The sequence below is a fragment of the Desulfosporosinus acididurans genome, assembly GCF_001029285.1.
Classification (GTDB): domain Bacteria; phylum Bacillota; class Desulfitobacteriia; order Desulfitobacteriales; family Desulfitobacteriaceae; genus Desulfosporosinus; species Desulfosporosinus acididurans.
In genome coordinates this window covers 147,133-164,961 of sequence record NZ_LDZY01000006.1, presented here as the reverse complement: position 1 = coordinate 164,961, position 17,829 = coordinate 147,133, and the positions used below count along the sequence as shown (strand labels likewise).

Here is a 17,829-nt window from a genome sequence, read left to right as displayed (position 1 = left end):
TGGGCAGAAAGGATGTCGCATATGGAGACTTGTACTAAGGTCACAAAAGATTGGCTTAATACGATGGAATATCGGGAAAAGAATTTTGCCCGTGAAAAATTGGTCATTAATCCGGCTAAAGCCTGTCAACCCCTCGGTGCCCTGCTTTGTTCTTTGGGAATTGAAGGATGTCTGCCTTTTGTCCATGGTTCTCAAGGGTGTGCTGCTTATTTCCGCAGCACCTTGGCCCGGCATTTCCGCGAGCCTGTAGCGGCGGTATCCGATTCCATGACTGAGGACTCGGCCGTTTTTGGCGGACAGAATAACTTTCATGAAGGGTTGAAGAATGCTTATACCGTTTACAAGCCCCAGCTGATCGCGGTTTTCACCAGCTGTATGGCGGAAGTTATTGGCGATGATATTAAGGCTTATTTAGGGAACGCCAAAAAACAAGGTTCAATTCCTAACGATTTCCCTGTTGCTTTAGCCAATACACCGAGCTTTAAGGGGTCGCACATTATGGGTTATGACTCCATGCTTAAAGGTCTTATTGACTGTTTAGGCGAGCCGAGAGAGGAGGATAAACTTAACGACAGGCTCTATGTTGTCCCTGGATTTGATACTTATCCCTCGAATCTTCGGGAATATAAGCGCTATCTCAAAATCATGGGCGCTCCCTTCACCCTTATTCCTGATCACAGTGAGGTCTTAGATTCCCCGAATTTAGGCACCTATGAGCTCTTCCCCGGCGGAACCCCCATTCAGGAAATGAAGGAATCCCTAAATGCCAAGAGCTATTTATGCTTACAGTCCTATTCCACTCCGGCAACCGGTAAGTACCTGGAAGGCAAAGGAGTCCCTGTGGAAACAATTCCTATGCCCATCGGCGTGGGGGGAACGGACAGATTCATTGAAGCCATCGCCAAATTCACAGGCCAGGATGTTCCCGAGGAAATCACCCGTGAGCGGGGACGGGCCGTTGATGCTATGACAGATGCTCATCAATATATTCATGGCAAGAGGTTTGCTCTTTTTGGCGATCCGGATATTCTGATCGGCGTCGTCTCCTTCCTCTTGGAAATGGGCGGTGAGCCTGTTCATATCGTTTGTACCAACTCCACCCCCGCCTTTAAGAAAGCGATGGAGAAGCTGCTTGCCTCCAGTCCTTACGGTCAAGGCGCGACACTCTATCCCGGCAAAGATCTCTGGCACCTGCGGTCTTTGTTGGTGACGGAACCGGTTGACATGTTGATCGGCGACGGCCACGGCAAATATGCTGCCCGCGATGCCGATATTCCCTTAATTCGCATCGGCCTGCCTATTTACGACCGGGTGAATCTCCACCGCTATCCGATCATTGGTTATAACGGGGTTATTAATTTGATTACCATGATTGTCAATACCTTTCTGGAGGAAAAGGACAGGAATTCCACAGACACCTATTTTGAATTAATGCGTTAGATGCGTTGAGAACGGAGGGGTCATTCATGTTTACCAACCTGACAAAATTGGACCTCAAAGATAAACCTTCCCTGGCGGAGGCCGGTTCGCCGAAATTGTGCATGAAGGCCCTGCCCGGCGAAGGCGCAGAGCGGAGTTGTGCTTATGATGGAGCCAGAGTTGTGCTGATGCCCATTACGGATGCTGCTCATCTTGTTCACGGTCCCATTGCCTGTGCGGGGAACTCATGGGATAACCGAGGAGCTCGCTCCTCCGGTTCCCAGCTCTACCGCCGAGGGTTGACTACTGATCTCCTGGAAAACGACGTGATTTACGGCGGGGAGTTGAAGCTGAAAGAAGCTATCCTGGAAATTGCCGCCAAGCATCAGCCCAAAGCAATCTTTGTCTACGCGACCTGTGTTTCTGCCCTGATCGGCGATGATATGAGCAAAATTTGTGCCGAGGCTGAGGCGGAACTGCCCATTCCTGTTATTCCTGTCAATGCCCCGGGCTTTTTGGGTGATAAGAATATCGGGAATCGCATTGCCGGCGAAGTTTTGTTTGAACGGGTTATCGGTAGCGGCGATGTTTCGGCGGAGAAAATTCCCTTGTCCATTAATCTGATTGGCGAATATAACATCGCCGGTGACCTTTGGGGAATCCTGCCTGACTTAAAAAACCTGGGGATTACACTGCAAACGGCCATTACGGGAGACGCCAAGTTTGATGATCTGCGCTCGGCCCACCGAGCCTGCCTGAATGTCTTGATATGTTCCAAGAGCCTGACCAACTTAGTGCGGAAAATGGAAATTCGCTATGGGATACCATTCATTGAAGGCTCTTTTTATGGAATTCATGATACTTCCGCAACTTTGATTGCTATCGCTAAAGCCCTTCAGGACCCTGACTTATTAGTGAGAACTCAGGCCTATGTGCAGAAGCGGGAAAGGGAAACGCGGGCAATCATCGCTCATCATAAAAAGCGCTTGGAGAATAAACAGGCTATTTTGTTTACCGGAGGTGTTAAGACCTGGTCGATGGTTTCTACTCTGGCGGAATTAGGGATCAATATTCTGGCGGGAGGGACGCAAAACTCCACTCCGGAGGATTTTCAACGGATGAAAGAACTTATGGATCCCACGGCTCAGATTATCGAAGACACCAGCTCAGCGGGATTTTTAAAGATTATTGCCGAGAAAAAACCGGATCTGATTGTTGCCGGAGGCAAGACAAAGTATTTGGCGCATAAAACGCGAACGCCCTTTCTCGATATTAACCATGGCCGAAAACTTCCTTATGCCGGTTATGAGGGAATGGTCACCTTTGCCGAGTCTTTAACACGAACTGTCTTTAGTCCGGTTTGGGGGTATTTAAGAGCAGAATTTCCCCCGGTGGGAGGGTAAGAGCATGATGAATGCAAGATCGTATCAGGGTAATCCTCAAAAAAATAGTCCAGCCTTGGGAGCGACCTTGGCTTTTCTCGGAGTGAATGGACTTTTAGCCTTACTCCATGGTTCGCAGGGATGTTCTTCCTTTATCCGTCTGCAGCTGTCCCGCCATTTTAGAGAACCGATTCCCTTGAATTCCACCGCTCTTTTAGAAGATTCGGCGATCTTTGGCGGTTGGGAATATCTCAAAAAAGGGATTGCCGTGGCAGCCGATAAGTACAAACCGCAAATCATCGGGGTAATGAGTACCGGTCTGACGGAAACCTTTGGCGATGATATGGTGAGTGCCCTGTCCAGCCTTCGCTCGGAACGGACGGACTTACTGGATCTGCCGGTTGTTTTAGCCAGTACTCCGGATTATATCGGCTCTATGCAAGAAGGTTATCAGCGGACGGTGGAGTCGCTGCTGACTACTTTGACAGCTAATTCTGAAATTGCTGAGGAAGTTTCCGGCAGCTCCAAGGCTGAGGAAGATAGTAAGGCCAGAGGTCAGTCTGAATCTCTCCCTGCCGTTGTCTTACTGCCTGGATGTCATCTAACACCGGGGGATGTGGATGAACTAAAAGAGATTGTCAGTTTATTCGGTTTTCAGGCGATTACGATTCCTGATTTGTCGATCTCTCTGGACGGGCATGCCGAGCTGGAAGCAGCTCCTTTGGTACAGGGCGGGACACTGCTGGAAGATTTTCGGCGTTTGGCCAAGTGCAGAGCTTGTTTTTCCTTTGGTTTAAGTATGGAAAAAGCCGGAGATTTTTTAAAACGCACGTATGGGATTCCCCATACTAACTTTCCTTCCCTGACCGGCCTGGCGGCAGCGGACTCCTTTATTTTGACTCTGGCTCGGCTAACAGGCAGACCGATCCCCGAAAAGGTCCTGCGCCAAAGAGATCGGTTGTTGGATACTCTGGTTGATTTTCATGATCAATTAGGCAAGCTCAGAGTTGCTGTTGCTTTGGAAATGGATCTTTTGTATAGTTTATCGTCCTGCCTGGCTGAGGTGGGTGCGGAAATCACCTTGGCCTTAGCGGCCTCCCCAGCGGGAATTCACCGGCTCTCACTGCCTGTTCCCATTGAAGTGGGAGACTTAGAGGCTCTTGAAGAGGGGGCTCAGACCAGTACGTTGATCATTGCTAATTCCAATGGCCGTCAAGCTGCAGATATGCTGAAGAAGCCCCATTTAAGAGCGGGATTGCCGGTGTTTGACCGGGTTGGTTATCCGCAAAAATGCTGGATCGGTTATGAAGGGACCCAACAGTTTCTCTTTGATACGTTAAACTCACAAAGTAAGTAGGATCAAAAATTAGTATGTGAGGGGGTATTGGAATGTTAATAGCCTTTGCCAGCAGCAATGGAGAATCTATAGATTCACATTTTGCTTCTTCGCCTTCCTTTGAAGTCTTTGAGTTCGGAGGCAAAAGCCGGGGTTTTGTCCATTCTGCGCAAGTTCTTACGGAACGGGCCGCCGGCGGAGACGAGGCTGAAGATAAAGTTGATGCTCGGATCAAGCAATTAAAAGAATGCGCCATTATCTATTGCACTCAGATCGGCGGACCGGCGGCAGCCCGCCTCGTTCAGAGCGGTATTCATCCCTTAAAGGTGCCGGAAGGGACAAAAATTTACGACGAATTGGGTAAACTGGTGCAATTATTTAATTCCGGCAAACTGCCGCCTTGGTTAAGAAAGAAACTCGCTCAAGAAAAGAGGGGAACGAACAGTGATTGACTGCAGGACATTTGGGGGATTTTCCTGGACCCCTTTATATGTAGAAACCATTGATAAAGACAAGTGCTTTGGTTGTGGGAGATGTGTTAAATTGTGTGTGCAAAAATGTTTAGGGCTGGAAAGCTTCGAGGATGATGAGGGGACAGAACGCCATGTTGCTGTCATTGTCAGCAAGGATCAGTGCATTGGCTGTCAATCCTGCGGCAGTGTCTGTGTCCGGAAAGCCCACACTTTTAAGGCGAAATCTGCCTGAATTAAGAAGTCAATAAATCTTTCATCCGTGAAAAAGGGCTTCGGACAATAGATACCATATCTCCCATTGGATGATACTGATATAGAGAGCATATATTTCATATTCTACGGTTTTGATCTTTAAAGAAACGTAATAGGAGGGATTAAGATGCAAATTGAATGTTTACAAAGAAATCAAACAGCTTCCCATTTGAATCTGGGGCACCCCTGTTTTGCCACTCACGGACATGGTAAAACAGGACGTATTCATCTTGCCGTGGCGCCGGGGTGTAATATCTCCTGCAATTATTGCGTCCGTAAATTCGATTGTGCTAATGAATCCCGGCCGGGAGTAACCAGCAAGGTGCAAACGCCTGAGGAAGCTCTGGAAACTGTCCGTAAAGTGAAGGGTTCGGAGATGGGACTGAAGTATAGGGTCGTGGGAATTGCCGGTCCCGGAGAACCTTTAGCCAACAGTGCAACGTTTGCGACCTTCCGAGGGGTAAAACGGGAATTTCCGGACATGATTCTTTGTTTAAGCAGCAATGGACTGCTTCTGCCGGAAAAAATTGAAGAGTTAACAGAGATTGGAGTATCCCACATCACGATTACGATTAATACCCTTGATGAGGACGTGGGAGCTAAGATTTACAGTTATGTACGCTGGAAAGGGAAAACTCTCATAGGGCCCAAGGGAGCAAGGGTTTTGCTGGAAAATCAGCTTTCAGGGCTGCAAATGGCAGCCCAGGCCGGTATGACGGTAAAGATCAACACGGTGATTATCCCGGGGATTAATGACAAGCTGCTTTATAGCTTAGCTCAAGAAATTAAAAAGCGAGGTGCCCACATTCATAATATTGTTCCTTTGATTCCCCAGGCCAAACTGTCTCATATCAAAGCTCCCTCCAAGGAAATGATTGCCGGCTGCCGGAGCAGTATGAGCGGAATTCTTCCGCAAATGCAGCATTGTCAGCAATGTCGTGCAGACGCCATTGGTATACTTTAAGAAAGAAAAGGGGTGTTAGCTATGGAAAGGATTATGTTATGTGATACTACCTTAAGGGATGGTGAGCAAGCCCCTGGCGTCGCCTTAGGGTTCCGGGAGAAGGAAATGATTGCCCGGGCTTTGGCAGACGCCGGCATCGATGAACTGGAAGTGGGAGTACCGGCGGTTGGGGAATCGGAAATTAAGACGATTTCCCGGCTGGCAGCGCTGCATTTACCGGTTCGTCTCATAACCTGGAACCGGGCAGTGCTGACAGACCTGCAAGCAAGTTATCGTACGGGGGTTGAAGGAGTCGCTATCTCTATTCCTGCTTCAGAACAGCAGATCCGCAACAAATTGAGAAAAGATCGGGCTTGGGTTCTCGAACAAATGGGACAATGCATTTTAAATGCCAGAAAAGAAGTCGATTATATTGTTTTGGGTTTGGAGGATGCCAGTCGAGCAGATTTTATCTTCCTGGCGGAAATTTTGGCTGAAGCAGAAAGACTTGGTGTTAAGCGAGTTCGTTTTGCCGATACCGTCGGTATTTTAGAGCCTTTAAAAGTATTTTTTACTCTCCAGGATCTGGTCAGGATGTCCGGCATTCCTTTGGAATTCCATGCGCATAATGACCTGGGTATGGCTGTGGCTAATTCCCTTGCTGCTGTTCAGGCTGGGTTTAAGGCTGTCAGCGTGACGGTCGGGGGCTTGGGTGAGCGGGCAGGGAATGCCCCCTTGGAAGAAGTGGCAGTTGCCCTGAGGTACGCCCTGTCTGAGGAAATAGACATTGATTTAAAGTGCTTGAATACGATTGCTTCCCTGGTAAGTTTAGCCACGGGCCGGCCAATTCCCAGAGCGAAACCAATCATCGGTCAAGACGTCTTTACTCATACCTCGTCAATTCATATCGACGGCCTCAAAAAGGATTTTCACAACTATCAAACCTTTCCTCCCGAAACAGTAGGCAGACAACATACGACGTCTTTTGGCAAATACTCCGGCCGCAAGAGCATCCTGCGCTTGTTGAAGACTAAAGGGATAGAACTCGATCAGGAAACCATTGATAAGCTTCTGGCCAAAATTTTGCGGCGGGCCTGCGAAATCAAGAGGGTGTTGAGAGAAGATGATATTATGGAAATTGTCGTGAGCTCATGTTAGATGGGAAATCAAAGACTAAGGCCTTCTTTGCTGCGGCTAGCTCAAAGAAGGCCTTTAGTATAAGCAGGAGTAGTAAGATCATGACAGAACGGAAGTGGACAGATATCCCAAGAAGATCGGAAGTGGTAAGAATATGACGGATCGGAGTCCTCGCTATAAGATAAGAAGGGCAAATCAAGGGGATATCGGGGGAATGGTTAATCTCCTCAAGCTCTTATTTTCCCTGGAAAGTGATTTTTCCTTTGATGAGTTGGCTCAGCAGCGGGGATTGGAGATGATGCTGGGCGATACTGGGGTTCGCTGCGTCATGGTGGCAGAATCGCTGCAGCAAATCATAGGAATGTGTTCGGCCCAGATGTTGGTTTCGACAGCCGAGGGTGGAATTGTGGCCTTGATTGAAGACGTAGTTGTTGAAGAAACCTGGAGAGAGCAGGGCTTGGGAAGAGAATTGTTGTCGTCAATAGAAGCTTGGGCCCAGGAGAAAGGGGCTTCTCGCTTACAGCTCTTAGCGGATCGCAACAACACCCCGGCTTTGGCTTTTTATCAAAAAATGAATTGGAAAACCACGAGGCTAATCTGCTTGCGGAAAGGGGGAAGAAGTTCAGCTTAGTGTTATGTTTAGTTTTTTCAGCTTTTTGTAAAGGGAATTACGAGAAATCCCCATTTCCTTGGCTGTATGGCTGATATTGCCCTGACATGCTAACAGTTTGTTGATTATTTCTTGCCGCTCATTCCTGGCTAAGAGCATTTTAATGGAGAGTTTATCTTGATCAGTGCTCAATGTATTTACCTTGTGTAACACCTTTAAGCTTATGGCGGAATCTGAGAAACATTCCCTTTCCGGTTGTGAAACAGATGGATCGGGAAAGAGAATTTCATCCGGAAGGTGTTCGGGGCGTATACCTTGTCCCTGAGCCAGATTCACCATTCTCTCAATAACGTTTTGCAATTCGCGAACATTTCCCGGCCAATGGTATTGGCTCAAATAGGTGACAACCCGCGAATCAACGGGCAGGGGATTAACATCCAGCTTGGTGCATATTTCTTTATAAAATGATCTGAATAATAAAGGGATGTCTTCCCGTCGTTCCCGCAAAGGAGGCAGGAAGATAGTAATAACATTGAGCCGAAAGAAGAGGTCTTGCCGGAAAGTTCCTTTCCTGACTTCTTCGCGGAGGTTTTTATTTGTAGCACAGATGATGCGCACGTCCACCGGAACTGATTGATAACCGCCAATTCTCATGACATGCTTGTCCTGCAGTACCCTGAGGAGGGATACTTGTTGTTCCAAGGGCATATCGCCGATTTCATCCAGAAAGAGAGTTCCTCCTGAGGCCAGCTCGAATTTACCCGCTCTGCCGCCGGACTTGGCTCCGGTAAAAGAACCGCCTTCATAACCAAAAAGCTCGCTGCCAATTAATTCACGTGGTATGGCACCGCAGTTGATGGCCACGAAGGGTCCATTCCTGCGGCTGCTGGAATTATGAATAGCTTGAGCAAATACCTCCTTGCCTGTGCCGCTTTCTCCTTGGAGCAGGACATGGCTTTTGCTGGCGGCGGCGATTTTGGCCAATTTAATGCCTTTCTGGAGTTCTTTGCTCTCGCCAATGATCGCTGCAAATTCAAAGGCTGCCGGTTCTCCGCTGCCGCGATTTACACAATGTTTGTTTTGGGGAATGGGGTTGATAAATATAACGCCTCCCGAGAAGTCTCCTTTATCGTCTCTAATCGGCTTTCCGGAAGAAAGACAATTGGTGTTGCCCTTGGAAGTATAGGTTACGACTTCAGAATCTTTAAAGGATTTCCCCCTTGCCAGCATTTCTCGCACAGATACTGACTCACCGAGGTAGTCCTCGATGGAATTTCCCTTGATTTTCGCTTCAGGTTGGCAAAATATTGTTTCGGCTATCGGATTTATTTGTTCAATCATTCCTCTCTTATCGATCACAATGATTCCTTCTGAAACTGTTAGGATAACATTCTTCAAGCGATTGTTGAGCAAACTTAAATCTCTATTTCTAAGGTGCAGCCGGAGTTGATTTTTAATGGCCTCTACCGCAGCTACGACCATGCCCAAGGTGTGTTCGTGTGTTTTCCAGTTAGGTCCGGACATTTGTAATATGCCCATGATCTTCCCCTGAGAATCCAAAATAGGAGCGGCGGAACAAGTCCAGAAATGAACTTTCTGGCAATAATGTTCCGCGCCGGAGATCTGGACAGGTTTCTGAGTTGCCAGAGCCGTGCCAATGCCGTTTGTGCCGACTTCTTCTTCAACCCAGCTGGCCCCTTGGCTTAAATTGAGCTGCGTAGCAACGGTCATTGTTTCACGGTCCCCGATGACTTCCATGATATAGCCATGTTCATCGGAGAGCATGACTATAAAACCTGATCCGGCAACGAATCGGTAAAGGTTGGTCATAAAAAGTCTGGCAATTTGCAGCAGGCTTCTTTTTTTGGCCCGTAAATCTTCCAATTGCCGCTGGTCTAAAAGCAGGTGACTGACGCCGTTGTGATAAGGATTAACACTGGCTGCGGAACAGCGCTGCCATGAGGCGGCTACCTCTGCGCGCACAATACCGTCATCGATGGCGGCACCCGAGACAAATCTATTCCATGCCTGGGTAATTTCCGGAGCGATATCTTTGGTCATACTTAAGCCTTCCTTCTTTGGAAAGAATAATTATTTCCTAACATCTTGTTACCATAGAATTCAGACAATCGTTCTGACTAAGCTGCTCAAAAGATCTCTAAAGAAATTTTTTTTACAGGTCATGCTTTAGATTTTTACAGCACCTCCTTTATATAGTCAGCCTGCAGAATGGGGGAGTGTTTACGAATTGTCACCCTGATGCTTGAACAGTAGGATGACAAATAGGTTACAGAAGGGTGGCATGTATTTTTGGAGATCACTAAGAAGGAAACAGCTCTTAATTCAGTTGGCGTTTGTTTCAATTATGTTCTGAAAAAGGATAATCTTCGGGCGTATACTTTCTCATGGCCTAAGATCGGCTGCTGCCTGTCACTTTCGCCACAGCTAGCAAGAGCGAAGACAGTGTCTTTCTGCGCCGGCTAAGTTTCTTTTAGTTATATCGTAGTCATTTGGCATAGAAAATGCAATCTTAGTATTTAGAAAATTTAAGATTATCTAATAATGAGGGGGGATTGTAAAACACACGGATAAAAAATTGTTATGAAGAGAGTGGGCACCGTTCTCTGCTTCGGTAGGGGTACCTTAAGCGATAGCATTTGTTATCGGCTAGTCGCTTTCGTCACCGAAGCCCTGATGTTCAGCTAAATCTGAACGAGTTCGCTAAAGAGGAGTGGAATTTATGATGAAAAATATAGCCGATCAGGAGTACAAACTTTATATCGATGGTCAATGGGTTGAATCTCAAGATGGAAAACGCTTTAAATGTATTTGCCCTGCCAATGGTGAAGTTTTGGCTACTTGTGCTGATGCCAGCAAAGACGATGTCGATAAAGCGGTTAAGGCAGCTTGGAAGGCTTGGGAGACTTGGAAAGATATCAGTCCTCAGGATCGAGCCGCTATGTTATTGAAAATTGCCGATTTAATTGACCAAAACGCTGAGCGATTGGCGATGATTGAAACTCTTGATAATGGCAAGCCGATCCGGGAAACTGCGGGAATTGATGTTCCTCTGTCTTCAGATCATTTTCGCTATTTTGCTTCTGCCATTCGGACAGAAGAAGGCGAAGCCGTGATGATCGACAAAAATACCATGAGTCTTATTCTCAGAGAACCTATCGGTGTCGTCGGACAGATTATTCCCTGGAATTTCCCCTTGCTCATGGGAGCCTGGAAAATTGCGCCTGTCTTAGCGGCCGGCTGCTGTACCGTTATTAAGCCGTCAAGCAGTACTTCTTTGAGTCTCTTAGAACTGGCTAAAATTTTTGATCAGGTTCTTCCTCCCGGAGTGGTGAATGTGATTACGGGCCGAGGTTCAGGAGCCGGTAATTATATGTTGGAGAATCAGGGCTTCCGTAAGCTGGCCTTTACCGGTTCCACTGAGGTTGGTTATACGATTGCTGATGCTGCGGCCAAAAAGTTAATCCCCTCCACGCTGGAATTGGGCGGAAAATCTGCCAATATCTATTTCTCTGATTGTCCCTGGGAGAAAGCTATCGAAGGCTTGCAAATCGGCATTTTGTTTAATCAGGGTCAAGTCTGCTGCGCCGGTTCTCGTGTTTTTGTCCATGAAGATATTTATGACAAGTTTGTAGCCGAAGCCATCAAGGCCTTTAATAAGGTGAAGGTTGGTTTGCCTTGGGAAAAGGATACGCAATTAGGCTCCTTGATCTATGAATCCCATTTGCAGGACGTCTTAAACTATATTGAGATTGGCAAGAAGGAAGGGGCTAAAGTTGCCTGCGGCGGCTACAGAATTAAAGACAAGGGCTTGGATAAAGGGTGCTTTATGGCTCCAACGCTTCTCGTTGATGTTAACAATAAGATGCGGGTTGCTCAGGAGGAAATCTTCGGCCCTGTGGCCGTGGTGATCAAATTTAAGACCGAAGAAGAAGTCATTGCTATGGCTAATGACAGCGAGTTTGGCCTGGGCGGAGCGGTATGGACCAAAGACATTAATCGCGCCTTCCGCGTGGCTAACAGCATCCAGACCGGCCGTATGTGGATTAACAACTATAACAATCTGCCTGCCCATGCGCCCTTTGGCGGTTACAAAAAGTCCGGCATCGGCCGTGAAACTCATAAAGTGATCCTTGATCATTACACTCAGATGAAGAATATCTTTATCAGCCTGAGTGAGGACAAAGTTGGGCTTTATTAGACAATGGAGAGCAGGATGCCAGAACAATGACCAGCGTTTTTGGAGTATTGATGTTCAGCTAAAGCTGAACATCGGGGCTTCGGTGGGGGACTCTACTCCCACTTGAAGTTAACGAAGGACCCGGGGCCGTTGCATAATGAATAGCTATCCGCTTTAATAAATAAACCCTGCATATAAAAAGATTCAAACCATAATTTATGCAGGGTTTTGTTTAAAATTAGGGGCTAAATGCGTAAATTCACATTAGTCCCTAATTTATTCAGTTTTCAGCTAAAGCTGAACATCGGGGTTTCAGATACAATAATGTCCGTGGACATTATTGCCGAGCCCCCTTTCCCAATAGGAATACTTAGCGGCGAAGGAGGACTCTACACCACCTGAAGTTAACGAAGGGCCCACCCCCACTTATAGAAGTGGGGGCCTTAAACGAGTTCACTGTTTACGGGGGAATACTCAGAGGTCTTGGGGTACTTTGCTGTGCTGCGCTTGGAGGGCAATGTGGTAAGGAAATTGTATGAAGTATAAAATTCCCTGCTGTCTTGCAATTTACTTAGGGCATAGTATAATGGCTTTAGTTAAGTTTTGTTAGTTTTAGGTAGTTGTAGTGATGCGTTTCTGCGAAATGGCCGAATACAAACTAGCTTAAACAAACAAAAACAAGAGTTACATAGAGGGGGAGTAAATGTGAAAAAGATCGTTTTATTGGTATCCAGTCTGCTCTTAATTTTCACTATAGTGGGTTGCGGCACAGGAAATACTACCCAATCCTCAGGAAAAACTACAAATACTTCACAAGCCCAAGCGAAACCCACTGAAATCATGATCTCAGCCGCTGCAAGTTTGAAAGATTCTTTGACTGAACTTCAAAGCGATTATACAAAAGTAAAACCCGATGTAAAACTAACCTTTAATTTTGCGGCTTCTGGTACTCTTCAGCAGCAAATTGAACAGGGCGCTTCCGTGGACTTATTTATTTCTGCCGGAAAGAGTCAGATGGATACTCTGGGGAAAAAGAACTTACTGCTTAAAAACAGCAGAGTTAATTTACTCGGCAATGATTTAGTTCTTGTTGCCGGGAAAGATAACAGTAAGGTTACTTCTCTTCAAGATTTAACAAAAGCGGGTGTTAGCCAGGTTAGTATCGGTACCCCTGAATCAGTGCCTGCAGGCAAATATGCCCAGGAATCTTTGAAAAACCTCAAACTCTGGAATGCTATACAGCCCAAACTGGTAGAAGCCAAAGATGTGACTCAGGTACTTAATTATGTTGAAACAGGGAATGCGGATGCAGGTTTTGTTTATCAGTCGGATGCTCAACAATCGAAGAAAGTAAAAGTTGTAACTGTTGTCCCCGATAGCACCCACAATCCGATTGTTTATCCGGCAGCGATTATTGCCGCAACGAAAAATCAACAGGTCACTGAAGATTTCCTTAAATATTTACAAAGTTCCGATGCCCAAAAAGTCTTCCAAAAGTATGGCTTTAAAACCTTAGCAAAATAATTAATAGCCGGGTGAGCCCTATGGATTTAAGTTTTGTGCCGATTATATTATCTCTGAAAGTTGCTTTGGCATCTGTTATCATTGTTACCTGTTTTTCCATACCCATAGCAGGACTCATGGCACGGCGGGAGTTCTGGGGCAAAGATGTTGTGGAGTCAATTATTACCTTACCCTTAGTACTTCCGCCTTCTGTTATCGGTTTTATGCTGCTTGTTGTCTTCGGAAAGAACGGTCCCTTAGGCGTGTTTCTTGAACAGTTCTTTCATACGAGAGTTGTTTTTACTATCGAGGGAGCAGTGATTGCGGCAGTTGTGGTTTCCTTCCCGCTGATGTATCAATCTGTAAGGGTTGCCATGGAAAATGTTGACCAAAACCTGGAAAGGGCTGCCCGCACCTTAGGAGCGAGGGAAATAAGGGTGTTTTTCACCATTACTTTGCCGCTGGCTTGGAATGGTATTATTGCCGGTTTGGTTCTGGCTTTCGCTCGGTCCTTGGGGGAATTCGGAGCGACCTTGATGATCGCCGGAAATATCCCCGGCAGAACTCAAACCATGCCTTTGGCTATCTACTTTGCCAATGAATCGGGAGATATGCGTACGGCGAGTATCTTGGTTATGATCATGACCTCCTTCAGCTTTCTGGTAATTTATGGCTTGAATCGCTGGGGGAAAGGAGCACGACGAGATTCGCGGGGAGGCGGGACAAATGCTTAAGGCACATTTTAAAAAGAAATTACCCTCCTTTGAGCTGGAGGTTGATGTTTCCATAAGTAACGGTATTCTCGCTCTCGTCGGGCATTCCGGTGCCGGTAAAACGACGATTCTGCAATGTGTGGCAGGCCTCCAGACCCCATCTTGGGGAGAAATCGCGATTTCCAACAAACCAGTCTTCTCTTCCGAATTAGGGACAAATGTTCCTATTCGTAAACGGCGTATCGGGTATCTTTTTCAAGATTATGCTTTATTTCCCCATATGACGGTTGAGAAAAATGTCCTGTATGGCAAACCGAAAAAAGGGAGTGCGTCCGAACAAGTTCTTACCGCCGGAGATGTGCTGGAGATGCTCAAAATTGGACATCTTCGGAATCGTTATCCTAGTCAGATTTCAGGGGGAGAGAAACAAAGGGTTGCCCTTGCTCGAGCTTTAATGACGGAACCGGAATTGTTGCTGCTCGATGAACCTCTCTCGGCTCTTGATCAAAACACCCGCAGCACCCTCCAGCAAGAGCTGCTTAAGCTGCAAGCACAATGGAAGATTCCTTTTGTTCTTGTGACTCATGATCTTCAGGAAGCTGAAATGTTAGGCGATCAAATCATTAAAATTGATCATGGCCAACAGGAGATAATCAAGGAACAGGGGGAACAGGGAAAACCGGAAAAGCTAGAATTGGTCAGGGGACTTAATAATGCCCGGTAGGCGGCTCTATCGTTCATCAATATAATTGTGCATGATTATAATTTGAAGTTTACTGAGAGGTATAGGTGAAGAAATCCGCAGGTGATGTTCCTGAAATTTAATAAGTTTGCCTCCGAGCCAGAAGGATCTAAAGAGTACATTTCACAACTGAATGCATCTATGGTCGCTGGACAGGATTTTTTATCCTCAGGGTGTTCCTGGAAACGGGTATGCCTTCACGTTTTTGAAAAGGAGCAGCATGGAATACCGGTAAGACTATCGGTTTATTAATGGCTCCCTTTTTAGGGAGCCATTATTTACGCTCTCAGTCACCATGCTGCGAAACGGCACCTTTCCTTGAGCATCAGTTCAAACCATGTGTTCTTTTTCTTAAATCTTGCCGCATATGGTATTTAACTTGAGCTATTTATGGGCTTGAAGCAAGACTAGTGGATAAATAATGATCTTTAGAGAGAAGGGAAAGGGGGACATTTTGTTTAGCATTTTAAGCGGAATTGATTTTTCTCCCTTATGGATTTCTCTCAGAGCAGCAACACTGGCAACCTTTGTGACCTTCTTTTCCGGCCTGGCGGCTGCAAGTTTTGTTTCAGCTTATCGGGGAAAATTTAAGGGGGTAATTGACGGCCTTCTTACTTTACCTCTGGTTCTGCCTCCTACCGTCGTTGGATTTTTGCTGCTTTTAGTTTTGGGCAAAAACGGTCCTTTGGGCAAATTGCTGCTGGCTATTGGCACGACGGTCATCTTTTCTTGGCCCGCTACGGTCATTGCAGCTTCAGTAGTGGCATTTCCCTTAATGTATCGGACTGTGCGCAGTGCTTTTGAGCAAATTGATCCCACGATTATTTATGCCGCTCGTACTTTGGGTGTCTCAGAATGGAAGATATTTTGGAAGATAACCATTCCTTTGGCCTGGCCCGGGGTAGCCGCTGGGACAGTATTAGCTTTTGCCAGGGCCTTGGGTGATTTTGGCGCGACGCTGATGGTCGGCGGCAATATTCCGGGAGAAACACTGACGATTCCTGCAGCTATCTTTTTTGCCGCCGACGGAGGAGATATGGAAAAGGCTCTGTTATGGGTAATCCTAATTTTTATCATTTCGCTGATCGTTATGACTCTTATGAATTATTGGTCGGATTACCAGCGCAAGACTATTGTTGCAGGCGGCAGGGAATAACATGGGATTGATTGTTGATATCCGCAAAGAATTAGCGGGTTTTGAACTCAAGGTTAACTTTGCAACTCAGGGAGAGGTTTTAGGTTTTTTAGGGGCTTCCGGTTCAGGCAAAAGCATGACTTTACGCTGTATTGCCGGTATAGAATCCCCTGACCGGGGGCGGATTGTCCTTAACGGCCGCGTCTTGTTTGATTCTCAAAAAGGCATTAATCTGCCTTGCCGGCGCAGGAAGGTCGGCTATGTCTTTCAAAATTACGCGTTGTTTCCCCATCTGACGGTTGAAGAAAATATTGGCTTCGGAATTGGAGAACGGAAGCGTGAAGATCGCCAGGCGATCATCAAAGAAATGGTTACGATGATCAAGTTGGAGGGCTTAGAAAAGAGATATCCCAGTCAGCTCTCAGGAGGCCAACAGCAGCGAGTTGCCCTGGCCAGGGCCTTGGCAGCAAAGCCCGAAGTCTTGCTTTTAGATGAACCCTTTTCCGCTCTGGATGATTATTTGAGAAACCACATGGTCAAACAATTAACGGAGACTTTGGCGGGGTATTCCGGGGCGACTTTGTTTGTAAGCCATAATATCGAGGAAGTCTATCGGGTATGCCAAAGTTTGATTCTCTTGTCACGAGGGAAAATCGAAGGGAAAGGAGGGACTGAGGAGGTATTTAAAGCTCCCTCGTCGCTGGCGGCGGCCCAATTAACGGGGTGTAAAAATATTTCCCCTGCCAATTACATATCACCTTTTAAGCTGGAAGCCTTAGCTTGGGGCATTACCTTAAAAACTGAGATTAGGCTCTCACGACAAGTTACCCATGTGGGTGTTCGTGCCCATTTGATCGAAGCTGCCGCTGGGGAAATGAAGGAGAACGTATTTCGCTGCCGACTTAATTTTATAAGCGAAGGGCCATCCAGAATATCGGTTTATCTGGCGGTAGAGCAAGACCATCAAGGGCAGGGCAGCCAGCTGCTGGAATGGGAAATGACTCCGCAAATGTGGCTGGCAATGAAAGATCAGCCGCAGCCCTGGTGCTTGAGAATAGCTCCCGAAGACTTGATTATTTTCTAAATATTCTTTTGATTTTTAAGAAGAGGGGGAGGAAAATAGGATGTTTTCTGGAATAAAGAACTCAAAAGGAAGTCGAGTTATCTTAGGAGTGCTTAGCTGCATTATTCTACTCATGTTAGTATCCATCTCTGGGTGCTCAAGCAGTGTTAAGGACGCTTCAACTACAGCAGCCAGCGGTGCCGGTCAAAGCAAGCAAATTAAACTTGTCATTTCTACAGCCCCTAGTCTAAAAGGTTCCTTTGATGAAATAAAAACTCTGTATGAGACTAAAAATCCCCAAGCAGCTTTGACGTTTAATTACGGGCCCTCAGGCTCACTGCAGAGTCAAATCGAGCAAGGGGCAGGCACGGACATTTATATTTCACAGGGTAAGCCCCAGATGGATGCTTTGGAACAAAAAGGGCTTATTCAGAAAGATTCAAGGTTTAATTTGTTAAGTGATGAACTGGTTTTAATTGTCAATAAAGACAATACTTCTATTAGAAGCTTTGAAGATTTAAGCAAACCTGAGGTTAAGAAAATCGGCATCGGCGAAGCTAAAACTGTTCCGGCGGCTAAGACGACTCAGGAAACTCTGACGAGTCTCAAATTGTGGGATAAATTAAAACCTAAGATGGTCATTGGTAAGGACCTGATGCAAATTATGGCCTACGTCGAAACGGGAAATGCTGATGCCGGCTTTGTCTGGGATACCATAGCTATCACTTCGGATAAGGTAAAAGTTGTGGCAACTGCACCTGCCGCTTCCCATTCTCCCATCGTCTTACCGGCTGCCATTGTCGCCTCTTCTAAAAACAGCAATGCTGCTGCCAAATTCTTAGCCTATTTGCAGAGTGACGAGGCTATGAAAATTTTTAATAAGCATGGTTTTGTGAAGGGAAAATAATTGGAATCTTGAGGTG

The 17,829-nt window shown here is 46.4% G+C and carries 16 protein-coding genes and 1 riboswitch; of the genes, 15 read left to right on the top strand and 1 reads right to left on the bottom strand.

Annotation, left to right across the window (positions count from 1 at the left end):
* The first annotated feature begins 12 nt into the window (after nucleotides 1-12).
* The 8 genes from nifK to DEAC_RS10020 all read left to right on the top strand — a co-directional run bounded on the left by nifK (nucleotide 13) and on the right by DEAC_RS10020 (nucleotide 7,573).
* Nucleotides 13-1,440, top strand: a complete 1,428-nt coding sequence (nifK, locus tag DEAC_RS10055) for a nitrogenase molybdenum-iron protein subunit beta (protein WP_047809925.1) — start codon at nucleotides 13-15, stop codon at nucleotides 1,438-1,440.
* Nucleotides 1,441-1,466: 26 nt separating this feature from the next.
* The gene (nifE, locus tag DEAC_RS10050; protein ID WP_047809924.1) at nucleotides 1,467-2,822 is read left to right on the top strand and encodes a nitrogenase iron-molybdenum cofactor biosynthesis protein NifE; all 1,356 of its coding nucleotides are present in this window, start codon (nucleotides 1,467-1,469) and stop codon (nucleotides 2,820-2,822) included.
* A 4-nt stretch (nucleotides 2,823-2,826) separates the two neighbouring features.
* Nucleotides 2,827-4,158, top strand: a complete 1,332-nt coding sequence (gene nifN / locus DEAC_RS10045) for a nitrogenase iron-molybdenum cofactor biosynthesis protein NifN (protein WP_047809923.1) — start codon at nucleotides 2,827-2,829, stop codon at nucleotides 4,156-4,158.
* 32 nt (nucleotides 4,159-4,190) lie between these two features.
* A complete protein-coding gene (locus DEAC_RS10040; RefSeq protein WP_047809922.1) occupies nucleotides 4,191-4,589 on the top strand; it encodes a NifB/NifX family molybdenum-iron cluster-binding protein in 399 nt (132 codons plus the stop codon).
* Nucleotides 4,582-4,842, top strand: a complete 261-nt coding sequence (locus tag DEAC_RS10035; protein WP_047809921.1) for a 4Fe-4S dicluster domain-containing protein — start codon at nucleotides 4,582-4,584, stop codon at nucleotides 4,840-4,842. The genes DEAC_RS10040 and DEAC_RS10035 overlap by 8 nt, the downstream gene beginning before the upstream one ends.
* 147 nt (nucleotides 4,843-4,989) lie before the next feature.
* Nucleotides 4,990-5,826 carry a radical SAM protein gene (locus DEAC_RS10030; RefSeq protein WP_047809920.1) on the top strand — a complete coding sequence of 279 codons (837 nt, stop codon included), beginning with the start codon at nucleotides 4,990-4,992 and terminating at the stop codon, nucleotides 5,824-5,826.
* Nucleotides 5,827-5,847: 21 nt separating this feature from the next.
* The gene (locus DEAC_RS10025; protein WP_047809919.1) at nucleotides 5,848-6,963 is read left to right on the top strand and encodes a homocitrate synthase/isopropylmalate synthase family protein; all 1,116 of its coding nucleotides are present in this window, start codon (nucleotides 5,848-5,850) and stop codon (nucleotides 6,961-6,963) included.
* A gap of 133 nt (nucleotides 6,964-7,096) precedes the next feature.
* Nucleotides 7,097-7,573 carry a GNAT family N-acetyltransferase gene (locus DEAC_RS10020; protein WP_047809918.1) on the top strand — a complete coding sequence of 159 codons (477 nt, stop codon included), beginning with the start codon at nucleotides 7,097-7,099 and terminating at the stop codon, nucleotides 7,571-7,573.
* On the opposite strand, the gene DEAC_RS10015 is transcribed toward DEAC_RS10020, so the two are convergent.
* Nucleotides 7,565-9,613 (bottom strand): sigma-54-dependent Fis family transcriptional regulator, encoded by a 2,049-nt coding sequence (locus DEAC_RS10015; protein ID WP_047809917.1) that lies wholly within the window; start codon nucleotides 9,611-9,613, stop codon nucleotides 7,565-7,567. The two genes, DEAC_RS10020 and DEAC_RS10015, sit on opposite strands and share 9 nt — an antisense overlap.
* Nucleotides 9,614-10,292: 679 nt before the next feature.
* On the opposite strand from DEAC_RS10015, the gene DEAC_RS10010 reads away from it, so the two are divergent.
* The 7 genes from DEAC_RS10010 (at nucleotide 10,293) to modA (DEAC_RS09980) (ending at nucleotide 17,813) form a co-directional block, all read left to right on the top strand.
* A complete protein-coding gene (locus DEAC_RS10010) occupies nucleotides 10,293-11,771 on the top strand; it encodes an aldehyde dehydrogenase family protein (RefSeq protein WP_427846262.1) in 1,479 nt (492 codons plus the stop codon).
* 684 nt (nucleotides 11,772-12,455) lie between these two features.
* Nucleotides 12,456-13,274, top strand: coding sequence for a molybdate ABC transporter substrate-binding protein (modA, locus tag DEAC_RS10005; RefSeq protein ID WP_047809916.1), 819 nt, complete (start codon nucleotides 12,456-12,458; stop codon nucleotides 13,272-13,274).
* 20 nt (nucleotides 13,275-13,294) lie between these two features.
* Nucleotides 13,295-13,987 carry a molybdate ABC transporter permease subunit gene (gene modB, locus DEAC_RS10000; RefSeq protein WP_047809915.1) on the top strand — a complete coding sequence of 231 codons (693 nt, stop codon included), beginning with the start codon at nucleotides 13,295-13,297 and terminating at the stop codon, nucleotides 13,985-13,987.
* On the top strand, nucleotides 13,980-14,690 hold the full coding sequence (locus DEAC_RS09995; RefSeq protein WP_047809914.1) for an ATP-binding cassette domain-containing protein: 711 nt from the start codon (nucleotides 13,980-13,982) through the stop codon (nucleotides 14,688-14,690). The genes modB (DEAC_RS10000) and DEAC_RS09995 overlap by 8 nt, the downstream gene beginning before the upstream one ends.
* A gap of 98 nt (nucleotides 14,691-14,788) precedes the next feature.
* Nucleotides 14,789-14,940, top strand: a riboswitch (molybdenum cofactor riboswitch).
* 222 nt (nucleotides 14,941-15,162) lie between these two features.
* On the top strand, nucleotides 15,163-15,864 hold the full coding sequence (modB, locus tag DEAC_RS09990) for a molybdate ABC transporter permease subunit (RefSeq protein ID WP_427846261.1): 702 nt from the start codon (nucleotides 15,163-15,165) through the stop codon (nucleotides 15,862-15,864).
* A 1-nt stretch (nucleotide 15,865) separates the two neighbouring features.
* The gene (locus tag DEAC_RS09985) at nucleotides 15,866-16,927 is read left to right on the top strand and encodes a sulfate/molybdate ABC transporter ATP-binding protein (RefSeq protein WP_047809912.1); all 1,062 of its coding nucleotides are present in this window, start codon (nucleotides 15,866-15,868) and stop codon (nucleotides 16,925-16,927) included.
* 40 nt (nucleotides 16,928-16,967) lie between these two features.
* Entirely contained in the window at nucleotides 16,968-17,813 is an 846-nt protein-coding gene (gene modA, locus DEAC_RS09980; protein ID WP_047809911.1) for a molybdate ABC transporter substrate-binding protein, read from the top strand.
* The last annotated feature ends 16 nt before the right edge of the window (nucleotides 17,814-17,829 follow it).